Source organism: Agromyces ramosus (assembly GCF_030817175.1).
GTDB lineage: Bacteria > Actinomycetota > Actinomycetes > Actinomycetales > Microbacteriaceae > Agromyces > Agromyces ramosus_A.
Genome location: NZ_JAUSYY010000001.1, coordinates 3,394,166 through 3,412,374 on the forward strand (window position 1 = coordinate 3,394,166; position 18,209 = coordinate 3,412,374).

An 18,209-nucleotide genomic window follows, 5' to 3' on the forward strand; every position below is an offset into this window, starting at 1 on the left:
CATTGATGGTCCGCCCCTGTCCGGGGTCGGGCCCGGAACAGGAGAAAAGTGGCTGCCAAACCACGCGTACACGAGATCGCATCAGAACTCGGTGTCGACAGCAAGATCGCCCTTGAGAAGCTCAAGGAGATGGGCGAGTACGTCAAGGGACCCTCGTCGTCCATCGAACCACCCGTCGCCCGCCGGCTGAAGGCCGCGCTCGAGGCCGCTGGTGCGGCCGCGTCCGCCGCGCCCGCCGCCGCGGCCACCGCTGCGCCCGCCGCAGCCGCCAAGCCGGGCATGAAGCCCGGCCCCAAGCCGGCCCCGAAGCGCGCTCCCGAGCCCGAGGCTCCCGCGCCCGCTGAGGCTTCCGAAGCGGCACCCGTCGCCGAAGTTCCGCTGACGGTGGCCGAGCGCCAGGCGCAGGCTGAGGAGAAGGCGGCCCAGGCCGCAGCCGAGAAGTCGACGGATGCCCCCGCGGCAGCCTCGGCCGAGACCGACGTCGTGAAGCCCACGGGTGCTCCGAAGCCCGCCGGTTCCGCCCCGCGTCCCGGCGCTCCGCGCCCTGGCGCGGGAGGCACGCCGCGCCCCGGCAACAACCCGTTCTCGAGCTCGCAGGGCATGGGCTCGCGCCCGGCCCAGCCGCGCCCGGGCAACAACCCCTTCACCAGCGCACAGGGCATGGGCCAGCGCCCGAGCCCCGGCAACATCCCGCGCCCGCAGGCCCCGCGTCCCGGTTCGCCGCGCCCCGGCGCTCCGCGTCCGGCCGGTGCAGGCGGTCGCCCCGGCGGCGGCTTCCAGCGTCCCGGTGGCGCAGGCGCCGGTGCAGGAGCTCGTCCCGGCGGTGCCGGTGGCGGATTCCAGCGCCCGGGCGGCGGTGCACCCGGTGGCGGCTTCGGCGGCCCGCGTCCCGCTGGTGGCGGCGGCCGTGGCCGTGGCCCCGGCGGCGGCACGGCCGGCGCGTTCGGTCGTGGTGGCGGCAAGAGCAAGGCCCGCAAGTCGAAGCGCACGAAGCGGCAAGAGTTCGAGATGCGGGAGGCCCCGTCGCTCGGCGGTGTGAGCGTTCCCCGTGGCGACGGCAACACCGTCATCCGACTCCGCCGCGGCGCCTCGATCTCCGACTTCGCCGACAAGATCGACGCGAACCCCGGTTCGCTCGTGACGGTGCTGTTCCACCTCGGTGAGATGGCGACGGCGACCGAGTCGCTCGACGAGGCCACCTTCCAGGTGCTCGGCGAAGAGCTCGGCTACAAGATCCAGGTCGTCTCGCCCGAAGACGAAGACCGCGAGCTCCTCGAGGGCTTCGACATCGACCTCGACCAGGAACTCGAGGACGAGACCGACGAGGAACTCGAGCAGCGACCCCCGGTGGTCACCGTCATGGGTCACGTCGATCACGGTAAGACCCGACTCCTCGACGCGATCCGCAACGCGAACGTCGTCGCGGGCGAGGCCGGCGGCATCACGCAGCACATCGGTGCGTACCAGGTGCACACCGAGCACGAGGGCCGCGAGCGCGCGATCACCTTCATCGACACCCCGGGTCACGAGGCGTTCACCGCCATGCGTGCACGTGGTGCGCAGGTGACCGACATCGCGATCCTGGTCGTCGCGGCCGACGACGGCATCATGCCGCAGACGGTCGAGGCGCTGAACCACGCACAGTCGGCCAACGTGCCGATCGTCGTCGCGGTCAACAAGATCGACAAGCCCGACGCCAATCCCGCCAAGGTGCGCCAGCAGCTCACCGAGTTCGGCCTCGTCGCCGAGGAGTACGGCGGCGACGTCATGTTCGTCGACGTGTCGGCTCGCGAGAACATCGGCATCCAGGACCTGCTCGACGCAGTGCTCCTCACCGCCGACGCCGGTCTCGACCTGCGTGCGAATCCCAACAAGGATGCGCGAGGAGTCGCCATCGAGGCGAAGCTCGACAAGGGTCGCGGTGCGGTTGCGACCGTGCTCATCCAGTCGGGAACGCTGCGCGTCGGCGACGCGATCGTCGCGGGCACGGCCTACGGCCGAGTGCGTGCGATGGCCGACGAGAACGGCGACGCCGTGCCCGAGGCCACGCCGGCACGTCCGGTGCAGGTCCAGGGCCTGTCGAGCGTTCCGCGCGCCGGCGACACCTTCCTCGTCACCGAAGACGACCGCACTGCGCGTCAGATCGCCGAGAAGCGTGAAGCAGCCCAGCGCAACGCCCAGCTCGCGAAGGCGCGCAAGCGCATCTCGCTCGAGGACTTCACCCGTGCTCTCGAAGAGGGCAAGGTCGAAGCGCTCAACCTCATCATCAAGGGTGACGTGTCGGGTGCCGTCGAGGCGCTCGAGGAGTCGCTCATGAAGATCGAGGTCGACGACAGCGTGCAGCTGCGCATCCTCCACCGCGGTGTGGGCGCCGTCACCGAGAGCGACATCGACCTCGCGACGATCGACAACGCGATCGTCATCGGGTTCAACGTCCGCCCCGACGTGAAGGCGCGTGAGCGTGCCGCCCGTGAGGGTGTCGACGTGCGCTTCTACTCGGTCATCTACAACGCGATCGACGACATCGAGAACTCGCTCAAGGGCATGCTCAAGCCCGAGTTCGAAGAGGTGCAGTCGGGTGTCGCCGAGATCCGCGAGGTGTTCCGCTCCTCGAAGTTCGGCAACATCGCCGGTGTCATCGTGCGGTCGGGAACGATCACGCGAAACGCCAAGGCGCGCGTCATCCGCGATGGCGTCGTCGTCGGCGACAACCTCGCGATCGAGTCGCTGCGTCGCTTCAAGGACGACGTCACCGAGGTTCGTACGGACTTCGAGGCCGGCATCGGCCTCGGCAAGTTCAACGACATCCAGCTCGGCGATGAGATCGAGACGATCGAAATGCGCGAGAAGCCGCGGGTCTGATCGTGGTCGGGGCTCCCGGATCTTCCCTTCAGGTGAAGAGACGGGGGCCCCTTCACCCCGATTCACCTGAAGAGAAGATCCGGGAGCCCCTTCAAGCGGATGTCGCACACGCGCATTCGATCGAGGGGAAGGGGAGGTAGAGGAATATGGCTGATCCGGCACGGGCCAGGAAGATGGCCGACCGCATCAAGGAGATCGTCGCCAAGCGGCTCGACAAGGGGCTGCGCGACCCGAGGCTCGGGTTCGTGACGATCACCGACGTGCGCGTCACGGGCGACCTGCAGCACGCGAGCATCTTCTACACGGTGTACGGCACCGATGAGGAGCGCGAGGACTCGGCCAAGGCCCTGAAGGCGGCGACCGGGATGCTCCGCAGCGAGGTCGGCCGCAACATCACGGCTCGACTCACCCCGTCGCTCGAGTTCATCGCCGACGCGATCCCCGAGAACGCCCAGCACATCGGTGCGCTCCTCCAGGAAGCGCGAACGCGCGACGCCCAGACCGCGGCGCTCGCGTCGACGGCTGAGTATGCGGGCGAGGCCGATCCGTACGTGAAGCCGCGCGAGTTCGATGAGCTCGACGAGTTCGACGACGAGCCGCCGGCGACGCCGGCCACGGCGCCGGTCGGCGAACCCGAGGCATCCGACGACGACCTCGATCTCGACGAAGCAGCACCCGGCGACGCACGCTGACACGCCTCACGAGCGCGTCGGCACGCCGGCGAGCTCGCCGGCGACGGCGGCGATGCGTGCACGCAACGCTTCGATGAAGGCGAGCACGGTCGGTTGGCGGAGCGCCTCGGGCCGGCAGACGAGCCAGTAGGGGAGTCGCTCGTCGATCTCGTCGGGGAACAGGCGCACGAGATCGTCGTGCGGATCCGCGAGGAACGCCGGCAGCAGCCCGAACCCCGCTCCGGCGCGCGTCGCGTCGACGTGCACGTAGACGTTCGTGCTCGAGACGGCGTCGACCATGCCCCGCGTCGAGCGCCGTGCCTCGTCGAGCGCGTCGACCTGCAGCATCGACTCGATGAAGTAGACGAGCGGACCGCGCGCGAGCTCGCGCGTCGACGCGGGCGTGCCATTCCGTTCGAGGAAGGACCGGCTCGCATACAGGCCGAGCGCGTAGTCGGCGAGGTGCACCGCCTCGGCGCGGTGCACGTGCGGTCGGCCCACCACCACCTCGAGGTCGACGCCCACGCGCTGCGCCGCCGCTCGCCGGGTGGCGGCAACGATCTCGAGCGACACGTCGGGGTGGGCGCGACGCACGGCCACGATCGCGGGTGCGGCGATGTACCCGCTGAAGCCGTCGGTCGCCGAGAGGCGCACGACGCCGGCGAGCCGCGGCTCCTCGGGTGAGAGCGCCTCGATCGCCCGTTCGACCGCTTCAGCTGCCGAGATGGCGTGCTCGCCCAAGGGGGTGAGCACCCAGCCGGCGGCGCCGCGTGCGAGCACCCGGCCACCGAGGGCGTCCTCGAGCGCACTGATGCGCCGGGCGATCGTCGTGTGGTTCAAGCCGAGCTCCGCGGCGGCGGCCGTGTACCGGCCACCGCGGGCGACGGCGAGCAGCACGAGCAGGTCGTCGGCGCTCGGCGGATGCGGGGTCAGGCAGGACGAAGACGGCATCTGTGCATAATTGCACATTCCTCTTGCAGCTTTCGATATTGGCTGCACGGATGAGTGCAGCCATACTCAGGCGAGGCGCGAACGCGCCGACGTATGCAAAGGAGCATCGGATGACCCAGACCCCCGTTGGCGAGGCGGAGACGACCGCCGCGCCGCCCACCGGACTCCGACGAGTCGTCACAGCCTCGATGGCCGGCACCGTCGTCGAGTGGTACGAGTTCTTCCTCTACGCCTCGGCGGCCACGCTCGTCTTCGGCACCGTCTTCTTCCCGCCATCGGATGACCCGCTGAGCGGGATCATCGCCGCCTTCCTGACCTACGCCGTCGGCTTCGTCGCGCGCCCCCTGGGTGGCATCGTGTTCGGTCACTTCGGCGACAAGTACGGCCGCAAGCGGCTCCTGCAGCTGAGCATCATCCTGGTCGGCGTCGCCACGTTCCTCATGGGCTGCCTGCCGACGTACGCGCAGATCGGCCTCGTCGCGCCGCTGCTCCTCGTCTTCCTGCGGTTCCTCCAAGGCTTCGCCATCGGCGGCGAATGGGGCGGCGCCGTGCTCCTCGTCGCCGAGCACAGCCCGGCGCGTTCGCGCGGCTTCTGGGCGAGCTGGCCCCAGGCGGCGGTGCCGGTCGGCAACCTGCTCGCGACCCTCGTGCTCTTCACGCTGTCGGCGACCCTCACGCAGGAGGCGTTCCTCAGCTGGGGCTGGCGCGTCGCGTTCTGGCTGTCCGCGGTGATCGTGCTCATCGGCTGGTACATCCGCACCAAGATCACCGACGCCCCGATCTTCCTCAAGGTGCAGGCCGAGCGTGAAGCCGCGAAGGCGGCGTCCTACGGCGTGTTCGAGGTGCTGCGGCGGTACCCGCGCGGCGTCATCACCGCGATGGGCCTCAGGGTGGGGGAGAACATCCTCTACTACATCGTCGTCACGTTCTCGATCGTGTACCTCACGCAGGTCGTGAAGGAGGGCACGACGAACACGCTCCTCCTCCTCATCGGCGCCCACCTCGTCCACTTCGCGGTGATCCCGCTCTTCGGACGGCTCACCGACCGCATCGGCCGTCGTCCCGTCTACGCGGCCGGCGCGATCCTCGGTGCGACGTGGGGCTTCTTCGCCTTCCCGCTCATGAGCACCGCCCAGCCGGTCGTGATCTGGGCCGTGATCTCCATCGGCCTCGTCTTCCACGCCGCGATGTACGCGAGCCAGCCGGCGATCATGGCCGAGATGTTCCCGACGCGCATGCGCTACTCGGGCGTCTCGCTCGGCTACCAGGTCACGTCGATCTTCGCGGGCTCGCTCGCCCCGATCATCGCGACCGCCCTGCTCTCGCAGTACGGCTCGAGCGTGCCGATCGCGATCTACGTGATGATCGCCTGCATCGTCACGCTGGTCGCGGTCTGGGCCGCCCGCGAGACCCGCGGCCTCGACCTCAACGAGGTCGACGCGGCCGACCGTGAACGCGAGCTCGAACGACTCTCCGCCTGAGTCTCGAACGGAGAAGAGGGCGGATGCCCCGGGCCCCTGGCTCGGGGCATCCGCTCGCGCTCGTTCACGTGGCCGTCGCGACCGGGCGGGTTCCCGAGTGCAGCGGTTCCGCCTCACGCCTCGGGGAGGTGGAAGCCCTCGCCGTCGGAGACCGCGAGCCCGTCGGCGACGAGGCCGGCGACGGCGCGGTCGAGTTGTGCGGCATCCGCCCAGAGCGCAGCGAGCTCAGCCCTCATCACGGGTCGATGCGCCCCGCGCAGCTCCCGCATGACGAGCCCGCGAACCTGTCGGTCCGATCCCTCGAAGCGCGCCTGCGTCGCCTTGCGGGCACCGTCGTACGGCGGGTAGCCGGCGGCACGCCAGGCGCACGCTCCGGCGATCGGGCAGTCGTCGCACTGCGGCGTGCGCGCCGTGCACACCGTCGCCCCGAGTTCCATCGCCGCGGCGTTGAACGCGCGAGCCTCGACGTCGTCGTGGGGGAGCAGGGCGGCCATCGCGCCGAGGTCGCGGGCCGTCGAGGGCGGGCCCGGCTCACCCTGACCGGCGACCGCGCGGGCGATGACCCGCCGCGTGTTGGTGTCGACCACCGGATGCCGCGCGCCGAACGCGAAGGCGGCCACCGCCCGGGCGGTGTACGGGCCGACGCCCTGCAGCGCGAGCAGCGCGTCGAGATCGGCAGGGACCTCGCCGCCGTGCCGCTCGACGATCTCGACCGCGGCCCGGTGCAGCCACAGCGCACGCCGGGGGTACCCGAGCCGGTCCCACGCCCGCACCGCCTCCGACGGCGGCTCGGCGGCGAGCGCGGACGGCGTGGGCCAGCGGCGGATCCACGCCTCCCAACGCGGGACCACGCGGGCGACCTGCGTCTGCTGGAGCATGAACTCGCTCACGAGCACGGCCCACGGCGACACATCGGCGGCTCGCCAGGGGAGCGGCCGCGCGGCATCCGCGAACCAGGCGACGAGGCTGGCGGCGATCGTCTGGGCGTCGGCGCGGGGCATCCGTTCAGCCTATGACGGGGCGCAGGGCGTCGCGTTAGGCTCGCACCATGCGGCTTGTCACGACGCCCCGGATCACGTTCCTGCGTGCGCTCGCCGACGAGATCCTGCAGCACTACGGTCGCGGCCGTATGATCGTCGCGATCGACGGACCGCTGCAGAGCGGCAAGACCCGCTTCGCCGACGACCTCGCCGCGGTGCTCGCCGAGCGCGATCACGCCGTGTTCCGGGCGAGCATGGAGGACTTCCACCGCTCACGCGCCGCGCAGGGCGACTTCGGCGACGACACGCCGACACGATACCTCCGGTACGGCTTCGACGAGTCGGCGCTGCGCCGCGTGCTCGTCGAGCCGTTCCGACTCGGCGGATCGACCGCGTTCGTCACGCGGGTGTTCGACCCGGCGCGCGATGCGTGGGTCGAGCCGAAGTGGCTGACGGGCCCGGATGACGCGATCCTCGTGATCGACGGGCGTTTCGTGCTTCGCGAGCGGCTCGCGGGCCTCTGGGACTTCCGCATCGCGCTCGACGGCGATCCCGTGGATGCCGCCGACGTGCTCGCCTACGCCGAGAGCGACCCCCGGCTCGTCGCCTCGGCGGTCGTCGACAACCGGGACGCGGAGCATCCGCGGCGCCGCTTCTTCGACAGCTGCTGACACCGCGCGCCCCAACACCGCCACGCTCGAGGTGAACCCCGAGCTCGACGTGGCACTCAGCTACCCGCCCGCGACGCCTGACTGTGCAGCTGCTCCGCCCGCCGCCGCGGGTGGCGGCCTGCTCGTGCTGCGTCGCACACGTCGCGTTCAGGGCTGACACCCGACGATCTGACGCTCGGCTGAGGGGGCCCGGTTCGCCGGGTCCCCTCAGTTGTCGGTCCCCAGAAAGGGGGACAATGTTCCCCAATTGTGAAAATAGGAGGACACCGGGACGATTGGCACGCCATACTGGTGAGACTGCCAGCCCCCCGGCTACGCGAACCCGCCCCACCGCACCACCCGAGTACCCGATCCCCGTCGAGCGCGCCTCACCCGCGCGTGCCCGCGGTCTTGCGCCCTCCAGGCGCGACGGAGTCCTCCCAATGGTTCGCCGCGCGCCGGCACGACCAATGGAGAGACACCCGAATGAGCAAGCCCCGCGCCGCTTCTGCGCCCGCTGCCCACGGCGACACTGGAGCGAGGAAGCGATCCACGTCGCCAACCCTGTTCCGCCGCGCAGCCGCCGCCATCACCGCCCTGGTGCTCGGAGCCGGCCTCGCTCTCGTGGGCCTCGCCGCCCCTGCCAGTGCGCACACCGGCGACCTCAAGGCCAGCGCCGTGTGCAACACGGCCACCGGTGAGTACGACGTGACCTACACGCTGAAGCTCACGAACGTGCCGAACAACAAGACGGGCACGACGAAGTGGCGTGTCGGCGACACCGACTTCGACGGCACGCCGACGAGCGCGGCGAACCTGGATCGCGGCCCGATTTCCACGAACGGCAACGCCACGATCGAGCTCGGCACCGAGCACCTCGCCGGTGACACGCAGGGCTATGGACCGTGGGTCTACGCCTACACGACCTGGCCCGGATCCGACAAGGGATCCGATGGCAGACTCACGACGGCACTCGAAGGCGACTGCGCCCAGACCGGCCCGGTCGTCAAGAAGATCGAGTTCTGCCACGCGACCGGCAGCGAGACTCACCCCTACGAGCGCATCGAGACGGCTGTCGAGGCCTTCTTCAGTGCTGGTCACGATGCTCACCAGAACAACGGCGACATCTATCCCGCCTTCAGCTACCTGAAGCACGGCAAGGTCATCCACGTTCCCGCCCAGGGCGATCAGAGCCTGCTGCAGTACGAAGACTGCGTGAAGCCGCTCGTCAAGATCCCGGTCGAGGGTGAGCCCACATTCTCCGACGCCTGTGGCCCCGACAACGAGGTGCCGAACCTTCCCGGTGATACCGAGAAGATCGATTGGAACACGGTCGAGGCGAGCGGGGTCATCACCGTGACCGCCACCGCGAAGCCGGGCTACGCCTTCCAGAAGGATGCGCAGACGACGTGGACGTTCACGATCGACGACGCTCCCTGCATCGAGCCGAGCCTCAGGGTCGCGGCCGCGACCGGCACGTGCGTCGCGGATGCTCCGTGGATCTTCTACGACATCGAGCTCGCCGACCCCGATCACCAGTCGACCGGCAACACGGCGCGCCTCGTCCTGACCGACGGCACGAACACTGAGACGATCGAGCTCGGCGAGCTCGACGGCGGCAAGCTCAAGAGCAAGGTGCTCTGGCCCGGTGCCTCCGTCGCCGCCGATGGCGTGACGCCCACCGGCTGGCCGGGCTGGGCGCTCGTCGGCACCACGTGGGTGCAGGTCGACGACAACTTCGCCTGGACGCGTGGCGACATCCAGGCGACCGTCGAGGTGAACCCGACTGCTGCGGTGACGCTCTCGTACCCGCCGGCCACTCCCGAGTGCGCCACCGGGCCGAAGGCTTCAGGGTCAGGCGGCTCACCGGCGGCAGCAGGCACCGGCCTCGCCAGCACCGGCTTCGCGGGAACCACCATCGCGATCGTCGCCGGCATCATCGTCGTGGCGGGCATCGCGTTCCTCGTGATCGCGCGCATCCGACGCAAGCGCGCGTAGAGTCGCTGAGTCGATGAGGGGGGTCCGGTTCGCCGGGCCCCCTTCATCGTCGAGAGGCGCGGCCGTACCAAGTAGTCAGGAACGAACGGCGTCGATCACTCGCTGCGCCGGCAGGGAGCTGCCACCGTCCTCCACTTCGTGCACGAGCGCGGTGAGCGCACGATTGATCGGGGCGTCGAGGCCGGCGACGGATGCCTCACGCACGACCGCCCCGTTCAGGTAGTCGATCTCGGTCGGCTGTCCGCGGCGCACGCTCTGCTGCGTGGAGCCGAGGTTCGGCACGTTGCCCATGCGCACGCGCATGAGCCACGGGAGCACCTGCCCGACGACGAGCGGCAGGCGGGCGAAGAATCGGAGGCGGCGATCGCCGAGACCCTGGAGCGCACCGAAGCGCACACCTCGGGCGATGCCCACCCGCACGGTCTCGCGCATCGACGCCGCCACCACTCGTCGCAGAGGACCGTCGTCGATGACGTCTTGCACGCTGCGGCCCACGATGGTCGGCACGGCGTTGACCATGTTGACGACGAGCTTCGTCCACTGGGCGCCGCGGAAACCCGGAATGGCAACGACCGGCACGGCGTCGGAGAGCACGGCGGCGATACGCACGCATTCGGCGTCGGCGGGTCCGTCGCCGCGGCCCAGATAGCTCGTCGCCGTCGTCGTGACGCGCACCACGCCGGGTTCGGTGTAGTTCGCGGCGATGATCGAGAGCACGCCCAGGCACGATGAGGCAGGCAGGAGCCGCTCGGCGGTGGTGACACCGTCGAGGCCGTTCTGCACGACGACGACCGGCACGCCGTCGATCAGCGCGGCATTCGCCTCGATCGCGGCCGCGGCGTCGTGCGCCTTGGTGCACACGAGCACGAGTTCGGGGCGTGCGCTGAGCCGTTCGCCGGCCGCGACGCGGGCGAATGCGTCACCGTAGCCGCCGCTCAGGCGGATGCCGGCTTCCCGGATCGCCACAAGGCCGGCACCTCGGGCCGTCACCTCGACCTCGTGTCCCGCCCGGGAAAGCAACGCCGCGAACGTGCCGCCGAGCGCGCCCGCGCCGATGATCCCGATCCTCACCCTTCCAGCGTAGGCGGAGCCGCACCGGCGCCGAGCTCGCGACTGTTAGCCTGTACGGCGTGAACAGCGGCATCCTCCTCGTCGACAAGCCGCAGGGAATCACGAGCCACGACGTCGTCTCCCGCATGCGCCGACTCGCCGGCACTCGCAAGATCGGTCACGCCGGCACGCTTGATCCGATGGCGACGGGTCTCCTCGTGCTCGGCGTGAACGGTGCGACCCGGTTGCTCCACTACCTCGTCGGACTCGACAAGGAGTACCTCGCGACCGTGCGCATCGGCTGGGCCACGACGACCGACGACGCCGAGGGCGACGCGTTGGCCGCAGCACCGTCCGATGTGGTCGCCGCCGTGACCGAGCCTGCGATCCTGGCCGCGATGGCGCCGCTCACGGGCGAGATCGAACAGGTGCCGAGTGCGGTGAGCGCGGTGAAGGTCGCGGGCAAGCGCGCCTACCAGCGGGTTCGCGACGGCGAGACCGTCGAGCTCGCGGCTCGCCGGGTCACGGTGTCGGCGTTCGAGCTCCTCGCGTTGCGTCCGGGCGACGGATGGCTCGACCTCGACGTGCGGGTCGACTGCTCCTCCGGCACCTACGTGCGCGCGCTCGCGCGCGACCTCGGCATCGCGCTCGGTACCGGCGGGCACCTCACGGCGCTTCGGCGCACCCGCATCGGACGGTTCGACGTCGCCGAGGCATCCGCCCTCGAGGGATTCGACGTCGCGGCGTCGCTCATCAGTCCTGCGGATGCTGCGCGGCGGGCGATGCCCGTCATCGACGTGACCGCACAGGAGGCCGTCGACCTCGGGCACGGCAAACGCGTCGATGCCCGCGAGACACCCGAGCCCGCGGCATCCGTTGCCCGCGCCGATGCGGCCATCGCCGCGATCGCCCCCGATGACCGGCTCGTGGCCATCGTCGAGCGTCGTGGCGCGCAGTTGAAGGTCATCGCCGGCTTCGCGAGTGACGAGGCCGACGCGTGATCGAGTGGTTCATGTGGGCCCAGCTCGCGGTCGCCGTGTGCGCGGGTCTCCTCTGCATCGTGCTCGGGCTCGCCGGCCGGGTACCGAACGACCTCACCCTCGGCGCGCTCGCGCTCGTCGAGTTGCTGCTCGTGGCCCAACTGGTCGTGGCGATCATCGCCCCGGCGGTCGGCAACACGCCCACCGGAAGCGTGCTCGAGTTCTACACCTACCTCGTCGGGGCGCTCCTGCTGCCGCCCGCCGCGGCCTTCTGGGCGCTGCTCGAACGCAACCGCTGGTCGACCGTCGTGCTCGGCGTCGCGGCACTCGCGGTCGGGGTCATGGTCTACCGCATGTTCCAGATCTGGACAGTGCAGCAGGCCTGACGGCGTCTGAGAGAATCGATCGACATGACTGATGTGCGGAATGCCCGGGCCCAGGCCGATCGCGGGCGACGGATGAGCGGCGTCGGGCGGGTGCTCGTCGCCGTCTATGACGTGCTCGCGCTCGCGGCGATCGGCCGCTCGTTCGTGCAGATCGTCTCCAAGTTCGACGAGGCGCCGCTCGCGTACTCGCTCTCGGCGCTCGCCGCCGCCGTCTACGTCGTCGCGACCATCGCGCTGATCCGGTCGGGGCGGGGCTGGTACCGCGTGGCCTGGGCCACGATCGTGTTCGAGTTCGTCGGCGTCGTCGCGGTGGGCACGCTCAGCGTCCTCTTCCCCGAGCTGTTCCCGCACGACACCGTGTGGTCCTGGTTCGGTCGCGGCTATCTGTTCATCCCGCTCGTGCTGCCGGTGCTCGGCATGTGGTGGCTCGCGACCCACCGACCCGACTCCGCTGCCTCAGCGAAGGCGGATGCCGCGTGAAGACGTTCAAGGGACTCGACGGCATCCCAACGGGGTTCGGGCCCTCGGCCGTGACCATCGGCAAGTTCGACGGCGTGCACCGGGGGCACCGCGCGGTCATCGACCGCATCCGCTCGATCGCCGAGGAGGGCGAGCTGCAGGCCGTCGTCGTCACGTTCGACCGCAATCCGCTCGCGCTGCTCGCACCCGAGAAGTGTCCCGACTCGCTCGTGAGCGTGCGGCAGAAGCTCGAGCTGCTCGCCACGACCGGCGTCGATGCGACGCTGCTCCTGCCGTTCGACCGCGCGCTCGCCTCGGTGCCGGCGACCGAGTTCGTCGAGCGGGTGCTCGTCGACGGGTTGCAGGCGAAGGCCGTGCTCGTCGGCAGTGACTTCCGGTACGGGGCGCGGGGTGCGGGCGATGTCGGCCTGCTCATCGAGCTCGGGGCGAAGTTCGGCTTCACCGTCGAGGTCGTCGACGACGTTCGGCCCGAGGGCGAACGGCGGGTCTCGTCGACGTGGATCCGCGAACTCCTCGCCGAAGGCGATGTCGCGCAGGCGACCCGGCTGCTCGGACACACGCCGACCGTCTCGGGCATCGTCGTGCACGGTGCCGCCCGCGGCCGCGAGCTCGGCTTCCCGACGGCGAACCTGACGCCCGAGTCCGAGGGGCTCATCCCGGCCGACGGCGTGTACGCGGGCTGGCTCACCGACGCCGGCACGAGGTACCCGGCGGCGATCTCCGTCGGCGACAACCCCACGTTCCAGGGCGTGGCGAAGAAGCAGGTCGAGGCCTACGTGCTCGATCGTGAGCTCGACCTCTACGACCACGTGGTCGATGTCGAGTTCGTCGAACGCATCCGCGGCATGGTCGCGTTCACGAACATCCCCGACCTCATCGCGACGATCCGCGATGACGTCGACCGCATCCGGGTCATCCTCTCCGCCTAGGCTCGAAGGCGTGCAGCCGATCCAGTCCAGGCCCCTCTGGGCCGGGCGAACCCTGGCGCTCATCGGCATCGTGTTCGTCGCGTTCAACCTCCGCACGGCGGTCGCCTCGCTCTCGCCGATCCTCCACCAGCTCGAGGCCGAGATCCCGCTGAACCCGGCGGTCGTCGGATTCCTCGGCATGCTGCCGCCGCTGTGCTACGCGGTCTTCGGCATCCTCACGCCGATGGTGGCGAAGCGGATCGGGCTCGAAGCGGCCCTCATCACCTCGCTCGTCGCGCTGGCGATCGGACTCCTGGGCCGCGGAGTGGCCGGCTCGGCGCTGTGGCTGGTCGCCGCGAGCGCGCTGACGTTCGCTGCGATCGGCGTCGGCAACGTGCTGCTGCCGCCGCTCGTGAAGCGGTACTTCCCCGATCGCATCGGCCTCATGACGACGATCTACGTCATGGCCATGTCGGTCAGCACGTTCGCGCCGCCGCTCGTCGCCGTGCCGGTGGCGGATGCCGCGGGCTGGCGGGTCTCGCTCGGTGAGTGGGCGCTCCTCGCCGCGATCTCGATCGTGCCATGGGTCGTGCTGCTGGCTCATCCGAAGCGCAGGAGCCGAGCGGCACTCCCCGAAGAGGCCGATCGCGGGCAGTTGCGGCACGCGCTGCGATCCTCTCTAGCCTGGTCGCTCGCCATCGTCTTCGCGGTGTCGGGCTTCAACGCGTATGCCGCGTTCGCCTGGCTGCCGACGATCCTGCATGACATCGCGGGCTCGTCGCCCGCCGAGGCGGGCGTGCTGCTCTCGCTCTACGCGGCGATGGGGCTGCCGGCCGGGCTCCTGGTGCCGGTCATCGCCGTGCGGTACGGCAGGGTGCGCCTCCTGATCGCCGTCGCGGTCGCCGCCTTCGTCGCCGGCTACCTCGGACTGCTGCTCGTGCCCACATGGGCGACGTGGCTCTGGGTGGCCCTCGCAGGGCTCGGGCCGCTGCTGTTCCCGCTCGCGCTCGTGCTCATCAACCTCCGCACCCGAACGCACTCGGGCGCGGTCGCCCTGTCGGGCTTCGTGCAGTCGGTCGGCTATCTCATCGTCGCGATCGGGCCGCTCGCGGTCGGCATCCTCCACGACGCCACGGGTGGCTGGGGCTGGCCACTCGTCTTCCTGCTCGCGTCAGCGGTGCCGGCCGCGATCGCCGGCCTCGTGGTCGCCCGGCCGCGCTACTTCGAAGACGAACGCGTCAGCTGAGGGTCGCCGATGCTTGCGCACACCGACTCGCGCGCCGTAGCATCCGCTCCCATGGACCTCCCCACCATCTTGGCCGAAGCCGTCGCCGCCCCGAAGCCACCGAACCTGTGGGGCGCGCTCGGGTGCGCGCTCGCCTACTCGGGGGCGCTGTTCGCCACGGTGGACGCGTTCGCCGACATGCTGCTCGCGTCGGGCGACGGGTCGAGTGGCCGGCTGAGTCCGGCACTTCGGCTGAAGTCCGGGTCGAAGCTGGCGGCGGCGGCGATCACGGTGGTCTCGGCCGGCACCGTGCTCGCGCTCGACGCGAACTGGTTCGCGCTCACCGTGCTCAGCGTGGTGTTCGTCATCCTCGCGGGCATCGGAGCGATCGTGCTCGTGCGACACCGCGCCCATGCGTCCGTGCCGTCGCTTGGCGGCGATCGCGGGCTCGGCCCGGACCCGGTGGGAGCCGACGTCGGCGGCTGAGTCACGGTCGCGCGCCGGCTGCGAAGCGCCGTCGGTCAGGCGATGAACTCCGGCCGATGCACGAGCGCTGCGGCTCCGATGAGCGGGCCTTCGTCGGACAGGCCGGAGGGCACGATGCGCACCCGCCGGACGAACGGGAACGCCGCGCGCTCGGCGAGCGCGGCGCGCGCGTGGTCGAAGAGGTCGGGGGAGACACGCGAGAAGCCGCCGCCGATCGCGACCACGTCGAGGTCGAGCAGGCTCGCCGATGAGGCGATGGCGTGACCGATCGCGGTACCGGCGCGAGCGACGGCCGCGATCGCGATGGGGTCGCCCTCGGCGTGGGCGAGGGCGAGCTCCTCGCCGGTCTCGCCGGTGAACCCCTGGGTTCGGGCCCAGGCGACGGTGCGCGGGCCCGAGGCGACCGCCTCGAGGCAGCCGCGACCGCCGCAGGCGCAGAGGTCGTCGAAGCCTCCGACCTCGATGTGGCCGATGTGACCGCCGTTGCCGGTGGGACTCGGCGCGGCGCGGCCGCCGAGCAGCAGGCCGCCACCCACACCGGTCGAGACGATCATGCCGAGCAGGTTGGCGGCGTCGCGGCCGGCGCCGACCCAATGCTCGGCGAGGGCGATGCAGAGTCCGTCGACCCGCAGGGTCACGGGCGCCTCCGGCACGAGCCGGATGATCCGCTCGGCGAGCGGATGGTCCCGCCACGCGGGGACGTTGAGGGGTGACACGCGGCCCGCCGCGACGTCGACGGGCCCGGCCGCGCCCACGCCGACGCCGAGGAGCCACGCGCCCTCGGGCAACCCGGAACGGGTCGCGCTGACGACGTCGCGCACCGCCGCGTCGAGTGCGTCGCTCGAGCTCGCGGCGCCGGTCGGGCGCCGGTGGCGGGTGCCGGGGAGCAGGCGGCCGCGATCATCGATGAGGGCGGCCTCGACCTTCGTGCCGCCGAAGTCGATCGCGAGCGCGAGAGGCCGATGCATTGCACCAGCTTAGGCGCGCGACATCCGTCGGCTGGTTGCTCATATGAGCAGGATGTGCTGCGAGTGTTGCCGATGCGCCCTCCGGTGCCTACGCTGGAGGCAGCGGAAGGAGGGCGCATGGACGACGTCGATGAACTGCTGTCGATCCGGGCGGCCGAGCTCTACTACGAGGAGAACAAGACGCAAGACGAGATCGGGCAGGCTCTTCGGCTCACCCGGTGGAAGGTCGGGCGCCTGCTCGCCCAGGCGAAGCAGCGCGGATTCATCCGCATCGAGATCCTGCACCCGCGTGCGCGACGGCTTCCCATCGAGCGACGCCTCCGCGAAGAGCGCGGCCTCGTCGACGCCATCGTCGTCTCCTCGGCGGGCGTGACCTCCTCCGAAGAGCTCCAGTCGCGCACCGCTCAGGCCGCAGCCGACTACCTCACCGGGCTCCGCCCCGTGCCGCGCACGCTCGGCGTCAGTTGGGGGCGCACCCTGTTCGACATCTCCCAGCATCTTCGCAACGGCTGGGCGACCGGCGTCAACGTCGTGCAGATCAACGGCGGCGTGAGCCTCAACCGGCGCCCCGGCACCGCGGCGGCCACGGCCGTCGGCATCGCGCAGAAGGGCGGCGGCAGCGCCACGCTGCTGCCCAGCCCCGCCATCCTCGAGCGACTCGCCACGAAAGAGGCCATCGAGGCCGACCGCGTCGTCGCCGGCGTGATCGAGCTCGCCAGGTCGGCCGACGCCTACCTGTTCAGCGCCGGTGCCGCCGATCACACCTCGGTGCACGTCGAGAGCGGCTATCTCTCCGAAGCCGACGTCGACGTGCTCGTGCAGAAGGGCGCCGTCGGCGATGTCGTCGGCCGCTACCTCGACTCCGACGGGAACATCGTCGATCCGGCCCTCGACGCGCGCACCGTCGGGCTCACGCTCGACGAGCTCCGGCGCGCCTCCCTCGCCATCGCCGTGGTCTCGGGCCCGGCCAAGCATGCGGTCGCCGACGCGGTCGTGCGCAGTCGCCTGTGCACGGTGCTCGTCACCGACGAGGCGACCGCCCTCCATCTCCTCGACGGCTGAACGGGCGGCATCCGCTCGGCGCACCCTCGTCCTCACGAAAGCAAGGTCACCACCATGTCAGGCAGTTCCCTCGTCACCGCACGCGAGCGCGCGCTGGCCGTGCTCGGCGGCGAACCCGACGACCAGACCCTCCGCCGCTACCTCCACGGCATCGCCGGCGTCGACGCGGTCGGCCTCGAGCAGCGGGCGGCCGGGCTCGGCACGCGCTCGATCAAGACCACCTCCAAGCGGTGGGCCCTCGACAAGATCATCACGCTGATCGACCTCACGACGCTCGAGGGCGCCGACACACCGGGCAAGGTCCGCTCGCTCGTCGCGAAGGCGATGACCCCCGACCCGTCCGACGCCACGGCGCCGCGCGTCGCGGCGGTCTGCGTCTACGGCGACATGGTGCCCCACGCGGTCGACGCGCTCGGCGCCGCCCACGGCGACCCCGACGACGGCCTCATCTCGGTCGCGGCCGTGGCCACCGCCTTCCCGAGCGGCCGCTCGTCACTCGAGATCAAGCTCGCCGACACCGCTGAGGCGGTCGCGGCCGGCGCCGACGAGATCGACATGGTCATCGACCGCGGAGCCTTCCTCGCCGGTCGCTATGGGCTCGTCTTCGACCAGATCGCCGCCGTCAAAGAGGCGTGCCGGCGCCCCGACGGCACGAGCGCGAGCCTCAAGGTCATCCTCGAGACCGGCGAGCTCGTGACGTACGACAACGTGCGACGCGCCTCGTGGCTCTCGATCCTGGCGGGCGGCGACTTCATCAAGACCTCCACCGGCAAGGTCTCACCGGCCGCGACGCTGCCGGTGACGCTGCTCATGCTCGAGGTCGTGCGCGACTGGCACCTGGCCACCGGCCAGCGCATCGGAGTGAAGCCCGCCGGCGGCATCCGCTCGTCGAAGGACGCGATCAAGTACCTCGTCACCGTGGCCGAGACCGTCGGCGAGGAGTGGCTGCAGCCGCACCTCTTCCGCTTCGGCGCCTCCAGCCTGCTGAACGACGTGCTGCTGCAGCGCCAGAAGCTCGCGACCGGACACTACTCCGGCGCCGACTACGTGACGATCGACTGAGTTGGAGCA

17 protein-coding genes are annotated in these 18,209 nt (G+C 70.7%); 13 read left to right on the plus strand and 4 right to left on the minus strand.

What is annotated here, in order from left to right; all coding sequences use genetic code 11:
- The first annotated feature begins 48 nt into the window (after nt 1–48).
- Both infB and rbfA read left to right on the plus strand, forming a co-directional pair.
- A complete protein-coding gene (gene infB, locus QFZ26_RS15860) occupies nt 49–2,862 on the plus strand; it encodes a translation initiation factor IF-2 (RefSeq protein ID WP_307043806.1) in 2,814 nt (937 codons plus the stop codon).
- A gap of 146 nt (nt 2,863–3,008) precedes the next feature.
- Nucleotides 3,009–3,554, plus strand: a complete 546-nt coding sequence (gene rbfA / locus QFZ26_RS15865; protein ID WP_307043808.1) for a 30S ribosome-binding factor RbfA — start codon at nt 3,009–3,011, stop codon at nt 3,552–3,554.
- A 6-nt stretch (nt 3,555–3,560) separates the two neighbouring features.
- Here rbfA and QFZ26_RS15870 read toward each other — a convergent pair whose 3' ends face one another.
- Nucleotides 3,561–4,484: a LysR family transcriptional regulator gene (locus tag QFZ26_RS15870; protein WP_307043810.1), complete on the minus strand. Its 924-nt coding sequence runs from the start codon at nt 4,482–4,484 to the stop codon at nt 3,561–3,563.
- Between the two features lie 110 nt (nt 4,485–4,594).
- On the opposite strand from QFZ26_RS15870, the gene QFZ26_RS15875 reads away from it, so the two are divergent.
- Complete coding sequence (locus tag QFZ26_RS15875) at nt 4,595–5,965, plus strand: MFS transporter (RefSeq protein WP_307043812.1); 1,371 nt, start codon at nt 4,595–4,597, stop codon at nt 5,963–5,965.
- Nucleotides 5,966–6,078: 113 nt separating this feature from the next.
- Here the strand turns inward: QFZ26_RS15875 and QFZ26_RS15880 are convergent, their stop codons facing one another.
- Nucleotides 6,079–6,966, minus strand: coding sequence for an A/G-specific adenine glycosylase (locus QFZ26_RS15880; RefSeq protein WP_307043814.1), 888 nt, complete (start codon nt 6,964–6,966; stop codon nt 6,079–6,081).
- 47 nt (nt 6,967–7,013) lie between these two features.
- On the opposite strand from QFZ26_RS15880, the gene QFZ26_RS15885 reads away from it, so the two are divergent.
- Complete coding sequence (locus QFZ26_RS15885) at nt 7,014–7,616, plus strand: hypothetical protein (protein ID WP_307043816.1); 603 nt, start codon at nt 7,014–7,016, stop codon at nt 7,614–7,616.
- A 465-nt stretch (nt 7,617–8,081) separates the two neighbouring features.
- A complete protein-coding gene (locus QFZ26_RS15890) occupies nt 8,082–9,593 on the plus strand; it encodes a hypothetical protein (protein ID WP_307043818.1) in 1,512 nt (503 codons plus the stop codon).
- Between the two features lie 75 nt (nt 9,594–9,668).
- Here the strand turns inward: QFZ26_RS15890 and QFZ26_RS15895 are convergent, their stop codons facing one another.
- Nucleotides 9,669–10,664 carry a ketopantoate reductase family protein gene (locus tag QFZ26_RS15895; protein WP_307043819.1) on the minus strand — a complete coding sequence of 332 codons (996 nt, stop codon included), beginning with the start codon at nt 10,662–10,664 and terminating at the stop codon, nt 9,669–9,671.
- 59 nt (nt 10,665–10,723) lie between these two features.
- Between QFZ26_RS15895 and truB the strand changes: the two genes are divergently transcribed.
- The 6 genes from truB to QFZ26_RS15925 are packed head-to-tail and all read left to right on the plus strand — an operon-like array spanning nt 10,724 to nt 15,108.
- Entirely contained in the window at nt 10,724–11,644 is a 921-nt protein-coding gene (gene truB, locus QFZ26_RS15900) for a tRNA pseudouridine(55) synthase TruB (protein WP_307043821.1), read from the plus strand.
- Nucleotides 11,641–12,009 carry a hypothetical protein gene (locus tag QFZ26_RS15905; protein ID WP_307043823.1) on the plus strand — a complete coding sequence of 123 codons (369 nt, stop codon included), beginning with the start codon at nt 11,641–11,643 and terminating at the stop codon, nt 12,007–12,009. The genes truB and QFZ26_RS15905 overlap by 4 nt, the downstream gene beginning before the upstream one ends.
- 24 nt (nt 12,010–12,033) lie before the next feature.
- Nucleotides 12,034–12,489, plus strand: coding sequence for a hypothetical protein (locus QFZ26_RS15910; RefSeq protein ID WP_307043825.1), 456 nt, complete (start codon nt 12,034–12,036; stop codon nt 12,487–12,489).
- Nucleotides 12,486–13,418 (plus strand): bifunctional riboflavin kinase/FAD synthetase, encoded by a 933-nt coding sequence (locus QFZ26_RS15915; protein WP_307043826.1) that lies wholly within the window; start codon nt 12,486–12,488, stop codon nt 13,416–13,418. Before QFZ26_RS15910 ends, QFZ26_RS15915 begins: the two co-directional genes overlap by 4 nt.
- Before the next feature lie 10 nt (nt 13,419–13,428).
- Nucleotides 13,429–14,643, plus strand: coding sequence for a CynX/NimT family MFS transporter (locus QFZ26_RS15920; protein WP_307043828.1), 1,215 nt, complete (start codon nt 13,429–13,431; stop codon nt 14,641–14,643).
- A 51-nt stretch (nt 14,644–14,694) separates the two neighbouring features.
- The gene (locus tag QFZ26_RS15925; RefSeq protein WP_307043830.1) at nt 14,695–15,108 is read left to right on the plus strand and encodes a hypothetical protein; all 414 of its coding nucleotides are present in this window, start codon (nt 14,695–14,697) and stop codon (nt 15,106–15,108) included.
- A gap of 35 nt (nt 15,109–15,143) precedes the next feature.
- On the opposite strand, the gene QFZ26_RS15930 is transcribed toward QFZ26_RS15925, so the two are convergent.
- Entirely contained in the window at nt 15,144–16,076 is a 933-nt protein-coding gene (locus QFZ26_RS15930; protein WP_307043832.1) for an ROK family protein, read from the minus strand.
- A 117-nt stretch (nt 16,077–16,193) separates the two neighbouring features.
- On the opposite strand from QFZ26_RS15930, the gene QFZ26_RS15935 reads away from it, so the two are divergent.
- Nucleotides 16,194–17,138, plus strand: a complete 945-nt coding sequence (locus QFZ26_RS15935) for a sugar-binding transcriptional regulator (RefSeq protein ID WP_307043834.1) — start codon at nt 16,194–16,196, stop codon at nt 17,136–17,138.
- Nucleotides 17,139–17,192: 54 nt separating this feature from the next.
- The gene (gene deoC / locus QFZ26_RS15940; RefSeq protein ID WP_307043836.1) at nt 17,193–18,200 is read left to right on the plus strand and encodes a deoxyribose-phosphate aldolase; all 1,008 of its coding nucleotides are present in this window, start codon (nt 17,193–17,195) and stop codon (nt 18,198–18,200) included.
- Nucleotides 18,201–18,209 lie beyond the last annotated feature (9 nt).